Genomic DNA, 20,215 nt, shown 5'->3' on the forward strand with positions numbered 1-20,215 from the left:
GGCGCATGTTCCTCGATGACCTGCGTGCGGCCGTGGACGCTTCGGTGATCGTCACCGACCCCGACGTGCTGGCCGCCCACTCCCGCGACGAGGCCGACCTGTGCGAGTCGGGTCAGCCGCTGGTTTTGGTGCGGCCCAAGAACACCGCCGACGTGTCGATGGCCGTCAAGGTCGCCGCCGAGCACGGCGTCCCCGTGGTCCCGCAGGGCGCCCGCACCGGGCTGGCGGGCGGCGCCAACGCCGTGGACGGCTGCATGCTGCTGTCGACGGCCGCGATGAACGAGATCCGCGAGATCGACCCCGTCAACCGGCTCGCCGTGGTGCAGCCGGGCGTGGTCAACGCCGAGATCTCGCGGGCCGCGGCCAAACACGGGCTGCGCTACGCCCCCGACCCCGGTTCCTTCGAGTCCTCCACGATCGGCGGCAACGTCGCCACCAACGCGGGCGGCATGTGCTGCGTCAAGTACGGCGTCACCGACGGCTACGTCCTCGGCCTGCAGGTCGTGCTCGCCAACGGCGAGGTGATGCGCTGCGGGCGCCGCACCGCCAAGGGCGTGGCCGGTTACGACCTGACCCGGCTGTTCACCGGCAGCGAGGGGACGCTGGGCGTCATCACCGAGATCACGGTGCGGCTGACGCCGATCCCGCGCCAGGCGCTGACGCTGGCGGCGGTGTTCCCGTCGACGACGGCCGCGGGCCGGGCGGTCACCGCGATCACGGCGGCCGGGGCGCAGCCGAGCCTGCTGGAGCTCATCGACCAGGTGCACCTCAAGGCCATCGAGGACCACCGGCCGATGGGGCTGGACACTGAGGCGGCGGCGATGCTGCTGGCGGCCTGCGACACCGGCATCGAGTCCGACCTGGCCGAGATCGAGCGGCTGTGCGAGGAATCCGGTGCCACCGAGGTGTACCGCGCCACCGACGCGGCCGAGGCCGAGGCGCTGCTGGCGGCGCGTCGGCTGGCCTACCCGGCCATGGAGAAACTGGGCACCATCATCGTCGACGACATCGCGGTGCCGCGCGACCGGCTGGCCGAGGCGCTGGACGGCGTGGCGGCGGCCTCGCGCCGCAACGGCGTCACGATCGGGGTCATCGCGCACGCCGGGGACGGCAACCTCCACCCCAACATCGTCGTCGACGGCCAGGATCCGTCCAGTGTGGTCGCGGGCCGGACGGCCTTCGACGAGATCATGGAACTGGCGCTGGCGCTGGGCGGCACCTGCTCGGGCGAACACGGTGTCGGCCTGCTGAAACGCGACTGGCTGGCCGAGGAGGCCGACGCGGTGAACATGCGCGTCCACCGTGCCGTCAAGGACGCGCTGGATCCGGCGGGGATCCTCAACCCGGGGAAGGTGCTGCGAGCCCGGCGAGAAATCGTCTGACCTCGCGGCGGGTCCGCAGCCGGACGACGTTCGGGTGTCCGGCCAGCCGCTCCAGCAGCCGGGGCCGGTGCACCGTCGGGAACCGCCACACGTAGCCGAAGAACTCGCGGTCGAGGTTCTCCGGGCAGCCGGGGATGTCGTGGATCCGGTTGCCGACCAGGCGTCGTTTGACGGCCCGGTACAGGCAGCGGCGCCGCGGCGTGTCGACGAACACGACCAGGTCGGCGCGCGGCAGCCGGAAGTCCATGGTGCTGTCGTAGTTGCCGTCGTGGATCCAGGCGTCCTCGGCGACGAGCTCGCGCAGCACCAGCTCCCACTCGTCGTCGGGGGAACGCTGCCAGCCGGGTTTCCAGTACAGCCGGTCCAGGTGCACGATCGGCAGGCCGTGGGCGCGGTTGAGGGCCACGGTGATGGTGGACTTCCCGGCCCCGGCGCAACCGACGACCATGACCCGCCGCGGCGCCGGTGCGGCGACAGCCGATGTCGCGCGGTCGTCGGCACCGGCTCGCTCGCCGAGCGGCGGCCCGGACCGGTGCGTGGCGAGTTGGCTGGCCGGGTTCTCGTCGGTCACGCGCTCATCGTGCCAGCGGGTCCGTCGCGCCGCAAACGCTTAGTCAGGCAGGCTCCGGCCCAGTAACCGGTGGCGATGAGGACACTGGCGGCCGTCAGGTTCAGCACGTGGCCGCCGTTCCAGTCGCCGCCGGCGACGCCCGCGGTCAGGTAGGCGACGAGCACGACCAGCGGCCCGGCCACCGACATCAGCGCGATCGCCGACCGGCAGCGGCGCATGTCGCGGCCCCAGCGCAGTTTGATGCCCGCGACGCCCAGCGCCGCGCCGCACAGCACCGCGACCATGAGCAACAGCAGACTGCCCTGCAGGAACCGGTTCCCCGAACTCCACTGTGGCCCCGGGTCGAGGTGGGAGATCAACGGGGTGGCGCCCGGCGAGGTGCGCACCGACACCAACAGCAGCACCCACACCACGCCGACCCACGAGATCAGGCTCCAGGCCGCGGGTTTGGACCGCACCGCCGCCGCGCTGACGACGGCGCCGAGCACGACGCCCAGGCACACCAGCCGCAGCACCCGCGACTGCGACAGTTCACTGCCGTAGACCTGGGCCCAGGACGCGATCGCGGTGGCCACCGGCGCGGCCAGCAGCGCGCCGAAGGCCGCGGCCCCCGACAGCACCCACCGCATCCGGTGCCCGGGCACGGACTTGAGGAAGATGCGGGGCGCGGCGGCGGCCAGACACACGGCCACGGCGGCGATCCAGATGACGATCGCGGATTCGTCCACGGTGTCCTGTGCGGTGGCGCGGACGCCGCCCCGGCTGAACAGGATGCCGGTCAGGTCGGCCGCGAGCAGTTGCCCGATGCCCAGCAGGGCCGCGAGGATGCCCGCGGAACACACGGCCACCACACGCGGGTCTCGCATGGTGTCGCGTTTGCGCGGTGCCGTCGCGCGCCCTGTAACCGACATGCCACCAAATTTGGCCGATCGGCGGCAATATCTGGACACGCGAACGTCACATTTACGTTTCCGAATTGCTAGGGGACTGTCCGATGGCTGACAAAACCCCGCCGCGACGCTTGCCCATGCGTCGCGGCGGGGAAAAGGGAGAGGGTCCACTTTATTTTTTTAGCGCCGGGGCGAGCCGTGCCCGATGGCTCACCCCGGCGATGGTGCCCCCAGAGTCGTTCCGCGTCAACCGATTCGAATGCCCGAAACGAATCGGTTAACTTGTCGGCGTGACCGGAACTGATTATTACTATGCGGGCCACTCCTGAAATACCGCTTGGGACAGCCTGGGAATTGTCTGAGAGTTTCGGAGTTTTCCCGCGCGGGCTATTCCGGCGTCGGGAACCCGGCCAGTTTCTGCAGTTCGGCCGTGCGCGGGCTCTGGTTCAGCTCGACGTTGTCCAGCGAGCGGACCGGGGCCACGCCCCGCACCGAGGAGGTCATCCAGGCGCCGTCCACGGCGGTCAGGTCGGCGGGCCGGATCCGCTCCTCCCCCACCTTCAGCCCCAGCTCGTGGGCGTTCTCGAACAGGAACGCGGCGGTGGTGCCGATCAGGATCCCGGTGTCGGACGGCACCGTGTACAGCGTCTCGCCGTTGAGCCACACCAGCGTCGAGGTGGGGCCCTCGAGGAGGTAGCCGTCCTCCGAGGTCCACAGTGCGTCGTCATAGCCCTTGGACTGGGCGTAGCGGATCGCCGACATCGTGACCGCATACGAGGTGGTCTTGGCGCCGCCCAACAGCCACGGCGAGCGCGCCCGCGCGTCGGCCGGGTAGCCCAGCGACAGTTCCAGCAGCTTCAGCCCGTCGCGGCGGGCGTTGCGCTGCGAGTCGGGCACCGGGTTGAGGGTGGCCCACAGCGTCGGCGCGCTGCCGGTCTCCAGACCCCGGGTGCAGATCAGCCGCAGCGCGCCCTCGGATTCGGTGCCGAAGGCCGTCAACGCTTGCTCGCACAGTTCCCGGATCGAAGCCAACGACGGCAACTCGATGTCCATCTTCGCGGCTGAGCGCGCCATCCGCTCCAGGTGCGGCTCCAGCTGCCAGGCCACGCCCTGGCGCACGTTGATGGTTTCGAACAAGCCGTCCCCGCGCACGGGTCCGAGGTCATCGGCCAGCAGGATCGGCTGGCTTGGGTCGACTACACCTTTTCCGAGTACCGCTACTACTTGAGCCATGGACGTGACAATACGCTGAGGTCATATCATCGAAGGCATGTCGGTCGAAGGCTCGCAACTGGCCGAGGTGCTGCGCGCCCACGGGCTGCGGGTCACCGCGCAGCGCCAGCTAGTACTGGACGCGGTACGCGACCTCGGGCACGCGACCGCCGAGCGGGTGCACGAGGCGATCTGCGGCAAGGTCACCGGCGTCAACATCACCACCGTCTACCGCACCCTCGACCTGCTGGAGAGCCTCGGCCTGATCGCGCACACCCACCTGTCACACGGGGCGCCGGTCTATCACCTGGCCGGGAACCGGGGTCACGTCCACCTGGTGTGTCACCGGTGTGGCGCGGTCGACGAGATCGATCCGGAAGTCTTCGACGGGCTGCGGCGTTCACTGGAACAGCAGCGCGGTTTCCTGCTGGACGTGGGCCATGTCGCGCTGTTCGGCATCTGTGCGTCCTGCGAGAAAGCGAACTTATGAACTCGATCCTGCTGTCGCGACCCGGTGCGGTGCGCGAACTGGAAGCCTCGACGGTGCCCTGGCACTACGGTGACCCGCTGCGCGAGCAGAAACACCTGGACTCCACCGGCGCCGTGGTGGAGCGGGACCGGGACCTGCTGGTGCTCAGCGGCCCGGAACGGTTGAGCTGGCTGCACTCCATCACCACCCAGCACCTGACCGAACTGGGCGACGAGCAGGGCACCGAGCTGCTGGTGTTGTCCCCCAACGGCCACATCGAGCACCACGCCGCCGTGTTCAGCCTCGGCGACAAACTCTGGCTGGACACCGCCCCCGGCCAGGGCGCCGCGCTGCGCGACTTCCTGGCCAAGATGCGGTTCTTCGCGCAGGTCGAGATCGAGGAGGTCACCGACTTCGCGCTGCTGAGCGTCACCGGCCCCAGCGACCTCGCCGAACCCGACACCCTGGAGATCCCCGACGCGAAGTTCGCGGCCGGTTCGGTACCGCCCCGCCCCTCGTCGATCTTCGCCGGCCGCGCCCGCCCCGACGGCGGCTGGGAGCGCCGCACCGACACCGTCGGCCGCCCCACAGTGGACATACTGGTGCCACGGGACCAACTGGACGAGACCATCGCGGCGCTGGGCCTCCCGCTGGCGGGCACCTGGGCGTACGACACGCTGCGGATCCCGCAGGGACTGCCCGCCTTCGGCGTCGACACCGACCACCGCACGATCCCGCACGAGGTGGTCTCGCTACTGGTCACCGCCGTCCACCTCGACAAGGGCTGCTACCGGGGCCAGGAGACCGTCGCCCGGGTCCACAACCTGGGCAAACCACCGCGCGCGACCTCAATCCTGCACCTGGACGGCACCGAGGAACAGCCGCCGAAACCCGGCGACGAGGTCATGCTCGACGGCCGCGCCGTGGGCCGCGTCGGCACCGCCGGCCGCCATTACGAGGACGGCATGATCGCGCTGGCCCTGTTGCGCCGCAACGTCCGCGACAAAACCGACGCCAAGCTCATGATCGGCGACTCCGCCGCCGCGCTGTGAGGTGCCCCGGCTCCGGGATCCGGGGCACCGGTCCCAGAAGCGTCACGAGGTCCCGGAGGCCAGGCCGAACAGCTTGTCGAAGTAGACGCGGTACTCCTTGAAGACGAAGTAGTCCGTCACCCGCACCAGTGCCTCGTCGTTGGTGTCCAGCGAGGTGCCGGTGAGGTTGTGGGAGCCGGTGAACACCACGTCCTGCCACTTCCCGGCGTAGTACGCGTCGATCAGGATCAGTTTGTTGTGGGTGTTGGTGACCGTGCCGACCTTGGCGTCGCTGAGGTTGCCGCCGCTGTTGGACGACTGCACCCATTTCTCGGTGGTGCCGTCGGCGACGACGATCCGCACGTCGCAGCCCATGTCCTGTAGGTCGGCCAGCTTGTTGCGCACCGATTCGCGGGCCTGGGTGAACAGGCTCTGAGCGACCCAGATCTTGCGGTCGCTGTTGCCGTCGCCGTTGCCGTCGGTGCTGCACTTGGTGACGTTGCCGAGGACTCCCAGCACGTTGTCGGTGCCGCGCGGGTACACGTACGCCTTGGTGGCCGTGCTGGAGCCGTAGCCGACCTTGTCGTCGTCGTGCCAGGTGACGCCGTCATAGGTCCACGACTGGGCGTTCATCCGGTTCCAGTAGCCCTGGTAGTAGTCGTACAGCCCGGAGTCGGTGATCCGGATCAGGTTGTTGTACCAGCCGGTCTGGGCGGTGCTCAGGTTCGCCGACGACAGCACCGACTGTTTGACGCCGTCGATGTTGAACAGGTACAGCTTGTTGTGGTTGACGTTCGAGCCGATGCAGCCGTTGTCCGAACAGGACGTCACCGGGACGCCGCCGTCGCGCAGGACGGTGTACCCGGCATTGCCGTCGGTCTTGTTGTGCCCGTCCAGGACCACCTTGACGTCGACGCCCCGTTTCTTGGCGGCCACCAGGTCGTTGGCCAGTTCGGCGCGGGTCCAGGTGTACAGCGACACCCGGATGGAGTCGCCGGACTCGGCCGACCGCGTCAGTTCCCGCAGCCGGGTCTCGATCAGCGGGTCGGAGCCGCCCGCCGGGTCGTTGAAGCACACTTCGTAGGCGCCCGAGGCGGTGCAGCCGCCCGCCCGGGTCGAGGCGTCGGCCTGGGCATAGGTCGTGGCGCCGACGGTGCCCGCCGCGACCACGGCGAGCGCGGACGCGTAGATCAGGGTCCGTTTGGTCCGGGAGCTGTGGTTCAGCCTGCGTAGTCGCACTGGGGGTCCTTCCATCCGGGGACAGCCGTCATCGGCTCGCCCGGGGTCAGACTCGCGCCGCGCTGCATGGGAACCGCACACGTTGACCCGGGCAACTCGTGCCGCTACCCTTGGGCCCCCGTTGAGTAATCGATTACTCGAACCCGGCCCATCATCATCCCGACGAGGAAAACCCATGGTGCGACCACATTCCCCGACCGTCCGAAACGGCGCGGTGGCGTTCGCGCTCGTGGCACTGGCCGCCACGGCGATCACCCACACCGCGTCCGCCGACCCCGCGAAGCCGAAGGCCGACGCCCCGCCCGACAGCGAGTTCTTCGCGACCGCCGAGGTCGACTCCGCCGCCACGATCGGCGCTCCCGCCCAGGGCGACAACGTCAATCACGGCGACCTGTGGCCCAACTGCTGGGGCGACGACGACGAGGTCTACACCGCCTACGGCGACGGTGTCGGTTTCGGCGGCGAGTTCTCCGACATCGGCGTCGCCAAGATCTCCGGCGACCCCGGTCAGCTGGCCGGTTCGCAGCTGGCCACCGACGTCGGCCAGGTCTGGACCGCCGACCACAACCGCAAACCGACCGGCATGGCCTGCGTCGGCGACACGCTCTATCTGGCCGTGCAGGATCTCGCGCTCGACTTCAACGACGCCCCGGCCGCGACCATCGCCAAGTCCACCGACCGGGGTAAGACCTGGGAGTGGGACCGGCAGGCGCCCATGTTCGGCGACAGCGCCTTCACCACGATCATGTTCCTGGACTACGGCAAGGGCTATTCCGAGGCGCCCGACGACTACGTCTACGCCTACGGCCTGGACCACAACTGGCGCGACTCCTTCAACGACCGGGTGCCCGATCCGGTGGACCTGTACCTGGGTCGGGTGCCGCGCGATTCCGTCATGGACCGCGCGAAGTGGGAGTTCGCCAGCGGTCTCGACGGTTCCGGCGAGCCGACCTGGTCGGGTGACATCGCGGCGCGCGAGCCGGTGCTGCACGACGACCGGCACATCTACCAGGAAGTCTTCACCGACGGCCGGGTCGAGAACACCACGGTCCTGGGTCAGGGCGGCGTCGTCTACAACAAGGGGCTGGACCGGTACCTGTACACGTCGTGGACGGAGTACACCTTCGAGTTCTACGAGTCGCCGACGCCGTGGGGGCCGTGGAAACGCTTCGACAGCAAGGATTTCGGCGGCTACACCTGGACCCACACCAAACACGGCGGTTACGCGACCACGATCCCGTCGAAGTACATCAGCGCCGACGGCAAGTCGATGTGGTTGCAGTCCAACGTGTGTCCGTGCGGCGGCGGTTTCCCCGACGGCGACCACTGGGCCTACACGTTCTCGTTGCGGCAGCTGAAGCTGGAGCCGTTCGTGGCCTCCGAACCCGACAACGGCGCCGATCCGGGCCGCAACCTCGCCGTCGAGACCGGCACGGTCACCGAGGAACGGGCGACGCATTTCGGCAACGACGCCTATTACAACGACGGCGACCGTTCCCAGTCGGACGACGACTGGAACGACGAACGCAAGCCGGACAGCTGGTGGGGCTACACCTGGCCGAAGCAGTACACGATGGACAAAGTCGTGTACACCACCGGGAAGATGTTCGGCGACGGTGGCTGGTTCGCGTCCGACCTTCGGGTGCAGGTCCGCCAGGACCACAAGTGGGTCGACGCCGGGCAGCCGACGATCTCGCCCGCCTACCCGTACGACGCCTCCGCCGGTCCGAACAAGACCTACACCATCGACTTCCCGGCGATCGCCGGTGACGGGGTGCGCGTCATCGGCGCGCCCGGCGGCGACCGCACTTTCACGTCCATAGGGGAACTGGAGGTCTATCACGCCGGGTGACGACGGCACACCGGGCACGGCACCTGCTACCGGCCGGTACCGCGCCTGGTGTTCACCAACGATTCATATGGGTGTTTTGTGGGACGCTTAGCGTGGCGCTATGGCGACTTCACCGTCAGAGGGATGGTTCGCCGCCCAGGCGTCCACCACGACACCGCCACCCGACCTCACCGTTGAATGGCGGGGCCGCACGTACCCCGCCGCGCCGGTCGCTTCCGGCGCGGCTTTCGAACTGTTCAGTGCCGAAGCCGTCCAGGGGTTCTCGCTCAACCCGAGGCCCGGCGCCACCCATCCTTACCGGACCTTCGTCCATGCCCGCGACATCCGTGGCGACGGGGCCCCGGTCCTGTCGGCCCCCGACGCGCCACTGGTGGTCCCACTGGCCGACGGGTTGAACCTGCCCGAGATCCACCGGCTCTGCCAGTCGCCCTTTGGGGGGCGCGCCGAGGCGGCGCTGGTGTCCACTGTACGGGAAAGTGCCCGGATCACCTACGGCACCAAGATGATCAAGTCCCTGTCCCCGCACCAGGCGGCCCGGCTGCTGCTGTCGCCGCCGTGCGTGTGGGGTGTGTGCTTCCGCGAACACGACACCGCGCACCTGCGCACCCCCGAGGAGCGCCGGGTGCTCGACGGCGATCCGCATCCCGGCGACGAGGCCACCTTCGCGCTGCGCTGGCGCGCCAGTGACCCACTCGACTACGTCGTTCCATCCATAGAGGACTATCCCGGGCTGGTGGGCATGCCCGCCTCCGACCGCCGGGGTCCCCCGGTGCTGGGCACCGGTTTCGTCCCGTCAAGCCTGCACCTGATCCCCGAGTTCCTCACCGCCGACTTCGGCGACCTGCCGTTGCCGGATCGCAGCGAGATCCTCATGTACACCCCCGAGGGCTCGGAGATCGTCGCGTACCAGTACCTCAGCGAACGGGCGGCCTGGACGCTGATGGCGGGGCGGCAGTGGCGGCACCTGCTGTCGGCGCTGCCGGGCATCCGGCCGGGCCAGGAGTGGTTCCCGGTGCCCGCCGACGCCCACATCGGACTGTTCGGTTCCTGCAACGGCCGCACCTATCCCGCGGTGGCCGATCCGCCGCACGAGTTCCGGGTCCGCGCCAAGTCGGCGGCGGCCCGGTTCGTGGTCTCCGACGTGGTCCGCACGGGTCTGTCGACGGTGTGGCGCGACAGCGAATGCGCCATCGCGGGCAGCGACGACGACTGGGTCAGGCTGCGGTTGCGGTTCCCCAGCGAGGCAACGGTCGTGGACACCGGCGCCGAGTGCGTCGAACGCGGCGTCTACGAGTGCTGGGCACCCAGCCGGGAACTGGGCGAGGTCGTCCAGCACGAGTACCGCTACGCCGGAACCAAGAACTAGCCTCGCCGCGGTTGGATTTCCCGCGACGTGTAGTCGCGGCAGTCCGGCCGCGGCCGCCGTCAGGGGCTGTCGAACCGCCCCTGGCGTCCGAAGATGCCGTCCTCGCCGAACAGGCCGCCGTCGTCCTCGTCGCCGCTGCCGCCGTTTCCGTTGCCATTGCCGTTTCCGGGGCCGGGTCCGTTGTCGTCGCTGTTGCCGGGCCGGTCGGTGTCGTCCTGGTCGCGGTTGGGCTGCTGGTTGTCGTCATTGGACGGACCGGCCTGGCCGACCAGTTCACTCGGCGGCGTGAACTCGCCGGTCGGGTCGGCGCGCCAGCCCGCTCCCAGGACGTCGGCCGAGACGTTGATCGGCATCGCGGTCATGCCCGAGGGCAGCAGGTTGGTCGGGTCGTCGGGGTCGGCCGCGAACGAGGCCACCGCCAGGTTCGGTGTGTACCCGGCGAACCAGGCCGTCGAGTCGCCGTCGGTGGTACCGGTTTTGCCCGCCACCGGCCCGCCGACGGTGCTGGCCACCTGCGGAGCCGTCGCGCCGCCGTTGCAGGAGCCCTTGGCCGCCCCGTACCCGGTCGGGCAGCGGGCCGCGTCGGTCGCGGCGCGCGCCACCTCGGTGTCCAGCACCCGCTTCGTCTTCGTCTCGACCGACACGTTCGCGCCGGAAGCGTCGCGAATGGACTTCACCGGGGTCGGCGCGGCGTAGACGCCGTCGTTGGCGATGGTCGCGTAGGCCGCGGCCAGCTCCAGCGGCGTCGTGGAGGAAACGCCCAGCGTGAACGCGCCCCAGTCGGCGGCGTTCTTGGCGCTGGCCTGGTCGACCTCAGTGTTCCAGGTCAGCCCCAGCCGCTCGGCCATCTCCACGGCCTTGTCGGCGCCGACCTTCTCCTCCAGCTGCACGAAATAGGTATTGACGGATTTGCCGAAGCCCGACCACATGGTCTGGTTGCCCGTCATCGACGGGCTGGCGTTGGACGGGCACCAGTGCACGCCGCAGGCCGAGTCGCCCGAGCCGCCGTAGTACTGCGAGGTGTAACGCTGCGGCGAGTAGAACGACGTACTCAGGTCCATCCCGGCGTCCAGCGCCGCCAGCATCGTGAACATCTTGAACGTCGAACCGGCCTGGTATCCGGCGAAGTCGCTGCCGCCCGACAACAGCGGGTTGGTGGTGTTGGCCTTGGAGGAGTCGTCCGAGGAGTAGTTGCGGTTGACGGCCATGACCTTGATCTGCCCGGTCCCCGGCTCCACCACGGTCGATCCCAGCGCGAAGGACGACTGCTTGTCCAGCTTCGCCGCGATCGAGTCCTCGGCGGCCTGCTGCAAGTCGACGTCCAGTGAGGACACGATCTTGTAGCCGCCGCGCGACAGCAGGCTCAGCCGGTCCTGCTCGGTGGACCCGAACTGCTCCTGTTTGGACCACCACTGTTCGAAGTAGTCGGCGAAGAAGCCGTACTCCTTGCCCTCGGCGCCGGACGCGTCGTCCTTGAGCGGCGTGGGGTCCAGCGGCAGTTTCTTCTTCTTGATCTTGGCGGCCTCGGCCTTGGTCAGCGTGTCGGTGGCGACCATGCGCTTGAGGACGTAGTCGCGGCGGTCCTTGGCCGCGTCGGCGTCGCCGCTGATCGGGTCGTACTCGCTGGGCGACTGCACCATCCCGGCCAGCATCGCGGCCTGGTTGACGGTCAGTTTCGCCGCGGTGGTGCCGAAGTAGACCTTCGCGGCGGCACCGACACCGTAGGCGCCGTGACCGAAGTAGACGGTGTTGAGGTACTCGGTGAGGATCTCGTCCTTGGACTTCTGCTTCTCCACGGCCAGCGCGTAACGGGCCTCCCGCAGCTTGCGCTCCGGGCTGGTCTCGGTGGCCTTCTCGGCCTCCTCGGTGGTGGACGCCGAGTACGCCAGCACCTGCCGCACGTACTGCATCGTGATGGTCGAGGCGCCCTCGGAGACCTTGCCGGAGGAGAAGTTCGCGGCCAGCGCCCGCAGGATCGACTTGGAGTCGATGCCGTTGTGCTCGTAGAACCGGGTGTCCTCGGCGGCGATGATGGCGTCCTTCATCGTCTGCGAGATCTGGCCCGACTTGACCTTGATGCGGTACTGGTCGCCGAAGGTCGCCAGCACCGTCTTGCCGTCCGACGCGTAGAGCGTGGACGCGTCGGGTGCCTCGGGGAGGGTGAAGTCGGACGGGAGGGTGTCGAAGTTGTCGGCGCCCTCCTTGGCCGCCCACCCGGACATGCCGACGACGGGCAACAGTCCCAGCGCCACCACCACTCCGGTGATGACACTGAACTTGACCAGCCCCCAGACCGCCGATTTTCGTTCGGTCAGGATCGTCCGTGCCTGCCCCAAGGTCCCGTTCCCGTCACTGCCCACTCACGCCACCTCCGCCGTCAAACCTACGGTAAGAAGACGCGTACGAGACCACGACGGTTCCACCGCGTGGGTGGGCTCACCATGTCAGCGCGAACACCGCGGCGAACAACGCCAGCGGCGCGGTCAGGCTGGCGAGGACCGCCGCGAGCCGGGCCCGGCCGTGCCAGCGCCAGGCGCCGGTGACGGCCGCGACCGCGAAACCCAGGCCGACGAGCAGACCCAGCCCGATGCCGACCCGCCACCACAGTCCGGCCCGGTCGCCGGTGTAGGCGGTGGTGGCGCGACTCGAGGTGACCTGGGCCTGCGAGCTGTGGCCGACCTGTTTGGCCTCCTGGTCGCCGGTGACGCGCACGGCGGTGGCGTGTTGGCCGTCGGCGGGTGTGAACACGCCGTGGCAGCCGGTGGCGTCGCAGGCTTTGACGGTGACGGTGCCCTCGACGGCGTGCCCGACGGTCAGCCACAACGGGGCGGCGCTGACCCAGGACACGAACGCGGCCAGCAACGCCAGCACCACCAGCCCCGGCAGCACCAGCGGCAGCCGTCGCGGCGGTTTGTCGATCACCGTCCGCACCGGCAGCGCCCGCATCGGCGGGGTGCCGCCCTCGGCGCCGTCCCACACCGCCTGGATCGGAGCCAGGGCGTGCTCGACGGTCGCGTCGGCGGGCGGCGGCTCCGACGGCGGCGCCTCGGCTTCGACGATCTCCAGACCGGCCATGAGCCGGTTGTGCTTGAGCTCTTCCCGGGGACTCGGCGTGGTTTCCGGCATGCCGGATATTCCACACCGTCCAAGCGGCCACGGCGCGGATTCGGCGTTTATTGGCGCGCCATTCCCGACCTCGACGACACCGGTTTCCCAAAGTATGCAAACCTCTGCATCGACAAGTCCCCCGGCATAAGGATCACCATGCGAGGAAACCGTTTCATCAGCCGACGATCCCTGTTTCGCGGTGGAGCCGTGCTCGGTGGCGCCGCGGCGCTGGGCACCGCCGGGGTCGGCTTCGCCGGTCCGCTACTGAACAAGGACCGTCCGGCGCTGACGCACGGGGTGCTGTCGGGGGACGTCACCGGCGACACCGCGGTTATCTGGACCCGCGCCGACCGGGGCGGGCAGATGTGGGTGGAATGGTCGACGCGTCCCGACTTCGCCGACGCGCGCAAGGTGCCCGGCCCGGTCTTCCGTTCCGGCAACGACTTCACCGCCAAGACCCGACTGCGCGACCTGCCGTCCGGCAAGACCATCCACTACCGGGCCTGGGCCGACGACGGCGCGACGGGCGAACCGGTCGCCGGATCGTTTCGCGCCACCCCGGTCAAGGGCCAGGACGTGAAGTTCGTGTGGTCGGCCGACATCGCCGGTCAGGGCTGGGGCATCAACCCCGACCTGGGCGGATTCGTCCTGTTCGACGACATGGCCGCCACCGAACCGGATTTCTTCCTGTGCTCGGGCGACTTCTACTACGGCGACAACCCGTTGCAGGAGTCCGTGACGCTGCCCGACGGCCGGGTGTGGAAGAACGTCGTCAGCGACGAGAAGTCCAAGGTCGCCCAGACCCTCGACGAGTTCCGCGGCCAGTACAAGTACAACCTCACCGACGAGCCGTTGCGCAAGCTCCTGGCCAAAGCCCCGATCCTGTCCATCTGGGACGATCACGAGGTCGTCAACAACTGGTACCCCGGCGAGATCCTCGACGACCCCAACTACACCGAGAAGGACGTCGACGTGCTGGCCGCCCGGGCCCGCAAGGCGTTCACCGAGTACATGCCGAACCCGGCCAAACCCGACGGTGAGGGCCGCATCTACCGCAGGATCTCGCACGGCCCGCTGCTGGACGTGTTCGTCCTGGACATGCGCACCTTCAAGGACGCCAACACCCCCAACAACTCCCCCGACGGCGGCACCGTCCTGGGCGAGAGACAGCTGGCCTGGCTGAAGCGGGAACTCAAGCGCTCCAAGGCGACCTGGAAGGTCATCGCCAACAGCCTGCCGCTGAGCCTCATCGTCGGCGACGGCAAGGAGAACATCGAGGGCATCGCGCAACGCGACAACGGCAAGCCACTGGGCCGCGAGTCCGAGATCGCCGAACTGCTGTCGTACATCAAGGCCAAGAAGGTCACCGGGACGGTGTGGATCACCGCCGACGTCCACTACACCGCCGCCCACTCCTACGACCCGTCCCGGGCCGCGTTCACCGACTTCGAACCGTTCTGGGAGTTCGTCGCCGGACCCGCCAACGCCGGCGCCTTCGGACCGAACAAACTGGACACCACCTTCGGCGCGAAGGTCGAGTTCTCCAAGGCCCCCGACAAGGACCACCAGAACACCACCCCGCTGGACGGCTACCAGTTCTTCGGGGAGGTCGCCATCGACGCCGAGACCAAGGCGCTGACCGTCCGGCTCGTCGAACTCGGCGGCACCGAGCTGTACCGCAAGGAACTGCCCGCCGCGTAACTCAGATGAGGAGCCAGGTGGTGCGCGACTAGGATGCGAGACTATGAGTCACGTTCTCGCCGCGCTCGCCTGGCCCTACGCCAACGGCCCGCGCCACATCGGTCACGTAGCAGGCTTCGGGGTTCCCGCCGACATCTTCGCCCGCTACATGCGCATGGCCGGTCACGACGTGCTCATGGTCTCCGGGACCGACGAACACGGCACCCCGATCCTGGTCCAGGCCGATCAGGAGGGCGCCAAGCCCGCCGAACTCGCCAACCGTTACAACCGCGTCATCGTCGAGGATCTCAACGCGCTGGGCATGTCCTACGACCTGTTCACCCGCACCACCACCGCGAACCACTACCAGGTGGTGCAGGAGATGTTCCGCACCGTCCACGCCAACGGCTACATCGTCGAGAAGACCACCAAGGGCGCGATCTCGCCGTCCACCGGCCGCACCCTCCCGGACCGCTACATCGAGGGCACCTGCCCGATCTGCGGCTACGACAACGCCCGCGGCGACCAGTGCGACAACTGCGGCAACCAGCTCGACCCCATCGACCTGATCAACCCCAAGTCGCGCATCAACGGCGAAGTGCCGAAGTTCATCGAGACGCAGCACTTCTTCCTCGACCTGCCCGCGCTGGCCGACGCGCTCGGTGAATGGCTCAAGACCCGCTCCGACTGGCGTCCCAACGTCCTCAAGTTCGCGATGAACCTTGTGGACGACATGCGGCCGCGCGCCATCACCCGCGACCTCGACTGGGGTGTCCCGGTGCCGCTGGAAGGCTGGCAGGACAACCCGACCAAGCGCCTGTACGTGTGGTTCGACGCCGTCATCGGCTACTTCTCGGCCTCGGTCGAATGGGCCCGCCGCTCCGGCGACCCGGAGGCGTGGCGCAAGTGGTGGAACGACCCCGAAGCGCTGTCGTACTACTTCATGGGCAAGGACAACATCACCTTCCACGCCCAGATCTGGCCCGCCGAACTGCTGGCCCACAACGGAAAGGGCTCCAAGGGCGGCGAACCCGGCGTCTACGGCGAACTGAACCTGCCCACCGAGGTGGTCTCCAGCGAGTACCTCACGATGGAGGGCAAGAAGTTCTCCTCCTCGCGCAAGGTCGTCATCTACGTCCGCGACTTCCTGGAACGCTACGGCCCCGACGCGCTGCGCTACTTCATCGCGGCGGCGGGACCCGAGAACAACGACACCGACTTCACCTGGGCCGAGTTCGTCCGCCGCAACAACGACGAACTCGTCGCGGGCTGGGGCAACCTCGTCAACCGCTCGATCGCGATGGCGGCCAAGAACTTCGGCCAGATCCCCGAGGCGGGCGAGCTGGAGGACATCGACCGCGAACTGCTGGCGACGGTGACGGCCGCGTTCGACACCGTCGGGGGCCATCTGGCGTCCAATAAGGTCAAAGCGGGTATCGGCGAGGCCATGCGCACGGTGGCGGCGGTCAACAAGTACCTGGCCGACACGGCCCCGTGGAAGCTCAAAGAGGACAAGCCCAGGATGGCCACCGTCCTGCACGTGGCCCTGCAGGCGGTCAACGACTGCAAGACGCTGCTGGCCCCGTTCCTGCCGTTCTCCTCGCAGAAGGTCAACGAACTGCTGGGCGGCAAGGAGGACTTCGCCCCGATGCCGCGCATCGAGGAGGTCGAGGACCTGGACGGTGACGCGGCCTTCGGCACCGGGACCTACCCGATCCTGACTGGCGACTACACGGGCACCCCCTCGTGGCAGTCGCACCCGATCCAGGCCGGGCACCCGCTCGACAAGCCGACCCCGATCTTCACCAAACTCGATCCCTCCATAGTCGAGGAAGAACTGGCCCGCCTGGAGAGCTGAACGACTGGCTCGCCAAGCTGCCACTTAGCCTCGCTGAGCCACCGCTCAGCGAGGCTAAGCGTTGCTTCAGCCGAACCCGTCTACCGTCAAAAGTGGGGAGGAGGTCGGTGGCCCAAGGCCGATCGCGCCGTCAGGCTGTCGGCGGACGCGGCTGATCCGAGTCGGTTGAGGACGGCGTCGGTTCCGTGTCAGCGATTTGAGTCGCCTCGTCGAGTTGAACCGCCAGCGGCTCCGTCGGTGGCTCGGCGGAAGCGGGCTCGGCCGGAGCCGTCGGTTGGGTTGCCAACGGCACGGTCTCGGACGCGTCGGCTCCAGTGCGTGCGGCCGTCGCCGTGCCCGCGAAGCGGGCGACTATGGGCGACAGTAGGCACAGTGGACGCAGTGCGGGTTCGGCGTCGCTGAACAGCTCGGTGGTGCGGGTGTCCCACACGGCGATCGGTTTGCCTCGCGTGTCGACGACGGTGGTACGCGGTTCGCCGGGGCGCAGCGTGGCGAGTACTTGGTTGTCGGTGCCGCACAGGTCGTAGTTGCGGCTGGCGGCGCTGACCGCGCGCAGGGTGCCCACGCGGCGTCCGTGCCGGTCTGTGACGTAGAACGCGGTCTTCCAGGCCGCGTCGGGTTTGGTGAGCAGCCAACGGGTTCGCAGCAGGCTGTCGCGCACCTCGAAGGCGTGTGGCAGCGAGGCGGGGTCGCGCCAGATCCGGGCCCGCCATCGCCGCCAGCTCGCGGGCGGGCGGTGGATCACGTGCGCCACTTGGGTTCCGTCGACGCTGTAGTAGCCAGAGGCGGCGTCGAAGCCGAGCCGGTCGGCGGTCGTGAACAAGGTGGACAGTTCGGGCGGCGACGGGTGCGCGACGCCGTTCTCGTCGCCCACGATCCAGCGGGACGCGAAGAACTGCCACAGCCGCAGCAGCTGAACCGTCGACACCGACTCGATCGGGTCGAGCCGCACCCAGCCGATCTCGGCCCCCACGGTCGCGGTGCCGGTCAGCGATTCCGGCAACCCAGAGACCGTCGCCGGGTCGCACCACAGCGCGATCCAGACGCGATCGCCGCCGGGTCGGCCCGGCTCGCGGGACGGGACGAATCCGATGCCGCGCACCGCGTCCAGCGGGATGTCCGCGTGGGTGCGCCAACGCCGCAATCGCACCCGGGTGGCGTCGGCGCACAGTCGACGGGCGTTGCCGAACCGCACCCCGATGTACGCCGCCACCAGCAGCGTCAGGGTCGCGATCGGTGTGGTGAACCCGCTGCCCGACAACAGCGCCCCGAAGGTGAGCACCAGTCCGACCGACGCGGCGATGAGCCGCGCGGTCCCGTGCCGGGACCCGGCGCAGACGGTGACCGCACCCGGCACCGGTTGCCCCGCCAACCGTTCGGCGAGGTCGCCGTCGCGGATGCCCGGCCGCCCCGGTTCGGCGTCGATGGCGCGCGTGACCGCGCGCAGGTTTCCGGCGCGGGTGGTGGCGTCGATGGTCAACGCGATGCTCGCCGCGGCGGCGAGTATCGCGAGGATCGCCCACAAGATCGCGAACATCAGGGTTCCTCAGCGGTGTGATGGTTGAGTCACAACGATAGGCGCGCCCGGCTCCCGCCCGCATCGGTCCACGGGAGGAGCCCAAGTCGCCCGCCACCTAGGGGACGACCCGGGCCCAGCGTCTCCCGTCTTGACGTTGACGTAGCTCGCCGTCACGCTTGTCGTCCGCGGCTTACACGCTAATGCCACCACCGGGCTTGTCAGCCTGATGGCGGCGACCAACGGCCGATCAGGTCCGCGACCGTCGCCCTGACCTGCCGCAACAGTTCGTCAGGGGTGGAGTTCATTTCGGTGCAACGTTTCTCGAGATGCCCGTCGATCCATAGTGATGCGATCCCGTGCCCGAGTGCCCACAGTGTCATGACCAGTCCGGTCAGGTCGGCGGCGGGCAGCAGTCCCTCGCGCTGCCAGGCTTCCAGCGGCTCGGTGAGCTCCTTGAAGGCCGCGTCCCCGGCGGCGTGGACGTCGGGATGCTTGTCGGGCAACGACAGTTCGGGACGGAACATCAGCTGGAAGTGGGCACGGTTGCCCGCGGCGAACTCCACATAGGCGTCCAGCATGGCCAGCAGCGCGTCCTGGGGTTCGTCCGAGCCCTCGCGCGCGGCGCACAGCCGCTCGGCCAGTTTGTTGAACCCGGTCGTCGACAGCGCCGCCAGCAGCGCCGCGCGGTCGGCGAAGTGGTGGTACGGCGCGCCGGGGCTGACGCCCGCCTCGCGCGCCACCCGTCGCAGACTCACCGCGCCGACGCCCTCCTCGGCGATCAGCCGCAGCGACGCGTCCAGCAGTTCCTGACGGAGGTTCCCGTGGTGGTAGCTGGACTTCTGCTGACTGGACGACACGAGCCAACCCTAAACGTCCGTTCCGTCAAGTAAATCTATACACTGCTTAGATCGAAGCTTTCCACTGAGAGGCGAACCCCATGACCCCGAAGTCCGCGGCCCCGGTACTGGTCACCGGCGCCACCGGCTACATCGCAGGCCACGTCATCAAGGAACTGCTGGCCAACGGCTACATCGTGCGCGGCACCGTCCGCGACACCTCCGCGACCCACAAGACCGCCCACCTGCGCGCGCTGCCCGGCGGCGAGCGGCTCGAGTTCGTCGCCGCCGACCTGACCCGCGACGACGGTTGGGCCAAGGCCGTCGACGGTTGCGAATACGTCATGCACGTGGCCTCCCCGCTGCCCAACCACACGCCCAAGAACGAGGACGAGGTCATCCGTCCCGCCGTCGACGGCACCCTGCGGGTGCTGCGGGCCTGCGCCGACGACCCCGGCGTCAAACGGGTCGTGCTGACCTCCTCCATCGCCGCGATCCGCATCGGACACCCCGACGACGGCCGGGCCCGCACCGAGGACGACTGGTCCAATCTCGACAAATGCCCGGTCTACCCGAAGAGCAAGACCCTCGCCGAGCGCGCCGCGTGGGACTTCATGGCCGACAAGGGTTCTGCGGCCGGCTTCGAGCTGGTGGCCGTCAACCCCGGCCTGGTGCTGGGCCCGCTGCTCAACGACGACTCCAGCACCTCGGTGGAGACACTGCGCAAACTGGTCAACCGCGAACTGCCCGGTTCGCCGCGGCTGGGCTTCGCCGTCGTGGACGTCCGCGACGTGGCCATCGCGCACCGGCTCGCGCTGGAAACCCCCGCCGCGGCCGGAAACCGCTACATCGTCGCGGGCGAACACCTGTGGCTCAAGGACATGGCGAGCATCCTCGCCGCCGAGTTCAACCCGCGCGGCTACCGGATACCCACCCGCGCCATCCCGAACTGGGTGATGTGGCTGGCGGCCCGCTTCGACAAGACCGCCAGGCTCGCGCTGGACTTCATCAACGTCCGCGAACACCTGTCGGCCGACAAGGCCCGCCGCGAACTGGGCTGGAGCATGCGCCCCGTCGACGAGACCCTCATCGCCACCGTCGACAGCATGATCGAACTCGGCATGGTGCGCGACCGGGAGAAGGCAAGCGCGCGCGGCTGAAAGCCGTACCCCGCAAGCAGACGAGGCCCCGTCCGATTTCTC

16 protein-coding genes are annotated in these 20,215 nt (G+C 68.8%); 8 read left to right on the forward strand and 8 right to left on the reverse strand.

What is annotated here, in order from left to right:
- Positions 1 to 5: 5 nt before the first annotated feature.
- Positions 6 to 1,382 carry an FAD-binding oxidoreductase gene (locus SNAS_RS28225; protein ID WP_013020905.1) on the forward strand — a complete coding sequence of 459 codons (1,377 nt, stop codon included), beginning with the start codon at positions 6 to 8 and terminating at the stop codon, positions 1,380 to 1,382.
- Here the strand turns inward: SNAS_RS28225 and SNAS_RS28230 are convergent.
- From SNAS_RS28230 to SNAS_RS28240, 3 genes are all read right to left on the reverse strand, one after another.
- Complete coding sequence (locus SNAS_RS28230) at positions 1,339 to 1,953, reverse strand: P-loop NTPase family protein (protein ID WP_211207263.1); 615 nt, start codon at positions 1,951 to 1,953, stop codon at positions 1,339 to 1,341. The two genes, SNAS_RS28225 and SNAS_RS28230, sit on opposite strands and share 44 nt — an antisense overlap.
- Positions 1,950 to 2,819, reverse strand: coding sequence for a hypothetical protein (locus SNAS_RS28235; protein WP_013020907.1), 870 nt, complete (start codon positions 2,817 to 2,819; stop codon positions 1,950 to 1,952). Before SNAS_RS28235 ends, SNAS_RS28230 begins: the two co-directional genes overlap by 4 nt.
- Positions 2,820 to 3,230: 411 nt before the next feature.
- Complete coding sequence (locus SNAS_RS28240; RefSeq protein WP_013020908.1) at positions 3,231 to 4,076, reverse strand: aminotransferase class IV; 846 nt, start codon at positions 4,074 to 4,076, stop codon at positions 3,231 to 3,233.
- A 37-nt stretch (positions 4,077 to 4,113) separates the two neighbouring features.
- On the opposite strand from SNAS_RS28240, the gene SNAS_RS28245 reads away from it, so the two are divergent.
- Together SNAS_RS28245 and ygfZ are read left to right on the forward strand one after the other, a co-directional pair.
- Entirely contained in the window at positions 4,114 to 4,545 is a 432-nt protein-coding gene (locus SNAS_RS28245) for a Fur family transcriptional regulator (RefSeq protein WP_013020909.1), read from the forward strand.
- Entirely contained in the window at positions 4,542 to 5,576 is a 1,035-nt protein-coding gene (gene ygfZ / locus SNAS_RS28250; RefSeq protein WP_013020910.1) for a CAF17-like 4Fe-4S cluster assembly/insertion protein YgfZ, read from the forward strand. Before SNAS_RS28245 ends, ygfZ begins: the two co-directional genes overlap by 4 nt.
- 42 nt (positions 5,577 to 5,618) lie before the next feature.
- Here ygfZ and SNAS_RS28255 read toward each other — a convergent pair whose 3' ends face one another.
- On the reverse strand, positions 5,619 to 6,794 hold the full coding sequence (locus SNAS_RS28255; protein ID WP_013020911.1) for a phospholipase D-like domain-containing protein: 1,176 nt from the start codon (positions 6,792 to 6,794) through the stop codon (positions 5,619 to 5,621).
- Between the two features lie 175 nt (positions 6,795 to 6,969).
- Here SNAS_RS28255 and SNAS_RS28260 point away from each other — a divergent pair, with 175 nt between their 5' ends.
- Entirely contained in the window at positions 6,970 to 8,646 is a 1,677-nt protein-coding gene (locus tag SNAS_RS28260) for a hypothetical protein (protein ID WP_013020912.1), read from the forward strand.
- 100 nt (positions 8,647 to 8,746) lie between these two features.
- A complete protein-coding gene (locus tag SNAS_RS28265) occupies positions 8,747 to 10,012 on the forward strand; it encodes a hypothetical protein (protein WP_013020913.1) in 1,266 nt (421 codons plus the stop codon).
- A gap of 59 nt (positions 10,013 to 10,071) precedes the next feature.
- Here the strand turns inward: SNAS_RS28265 and SNAS_RS28270 are convergent, their stop codons facing one another.
- Together SNAS_RS28270 and SNAS_RS33460 are read right to left on the reverse strand one after the other, a co-directional pair.
- Positions 10,072 to 12,372 (reverse strand): transglycosylase domain-containing protein, encoded by a 2,301-nt coding sequence (locus tag SNAS_RS28270; protein WP_013020914.1) that lies wholly within the window; start codon positions 12,370 to 12,372, stop codon positions 10,072 to 10,074.
- Between the two features lie 76 nt (positions 12,373 to 12,448).
- Positions 12,449 to 13,138, reverse strand: coding sequence for a hypothetical protein (locus SNAS_RS33460; RefSeq protein ID WP_013020915.1), 690 nt, complete (start codon positions 13,136 to 13,138; stop codon positions 12,449 to 12,451).
- A gap of 138 nt (positions 13,139 to 13,276) precedes the next feature.
- Between SNAS_RS33460 and SNAS_RS28280 the strand changes: the two genes are divergently transcribed.
- A complete protein-coding gene (locus SNAS_RS28280) occupies positions 13,277 to 14,821 on the forward strand; it encodes an alkaline phosphatase D family protein (RefSeq protein WP_013020916.1) in 1,545 nt (514 codons plus the stop codon).
- 43 nt (positions 14,822 to 14,864) lie between these two features.
- Positions 14,865 to 16,658, forward strand: a complete 1,794-nt coding sequence (gene metG / locus SNAS_RS28285; RefSeq protein WP_013020917.1) for a methionine--tRNA ligase — start codon at positions 14,865 to 14,867, stop codon at positions 16,656 to 16,658.
- A gap of 130 nt (positions 16,659 to 16,788) precedes the next feature.
- Here the strand turns inward: metG and SNAS_RS28290 are convergent, their stop codons facing one another.
- Positions 16,789 to 18,195: a superantigen-like protein SSL4 gene (locus tag SNAS_RS28290; RefSeq protein WP_013020918.1), complete on the reverse strand. Its 1,407-nt coding sequence runs from the start codon at positions 18,193 to 18,195 to the stop codon at positions 16,789 to 16,791.
- Positions 18,196 to 18,395: 200 nt separating this feature from the next.
- Positions 18,396 to 19,034, reverse strand: a complete 639-nt coding sequence (locus SNAS_RS28295; protein WP_013020919.1) for a TetR/AcrR family transcriptional regulator — start codon at positions 19,032 to 19,034, stop codon at positions 18,396 to 18,398.
- Positions 19,035 to 19,114: 80 nt separating this feature from the next.
- Between SNAS_RS28295 and SNAS_RS28300 the strand changes: the two genes are divergently transcribed.
- A complete protein-coding gene (locus tag SNAS_RS28300; RefSeq protein ID WP_013020920.1) occupies positions 19,115 to 20,173 on the forward strand; it encodes an SDR family oxidoreductase in 1,059 nt (352 codons plus the stop codon).
- The last annotated feature ends 42 nt before the right edge of the window (positions 20,174 to 20,215 follow it).

Source organism: Stackebrandtia nassauensis DSM 44728, from assembly GCF_000024545.1.
Lineage (GTDB): Bacteria > Actinomycetota > Actinomycetes > Mycobacteriales > Micromonosporaceae > Stackebrandtia > Stackebrandtia nassauensis.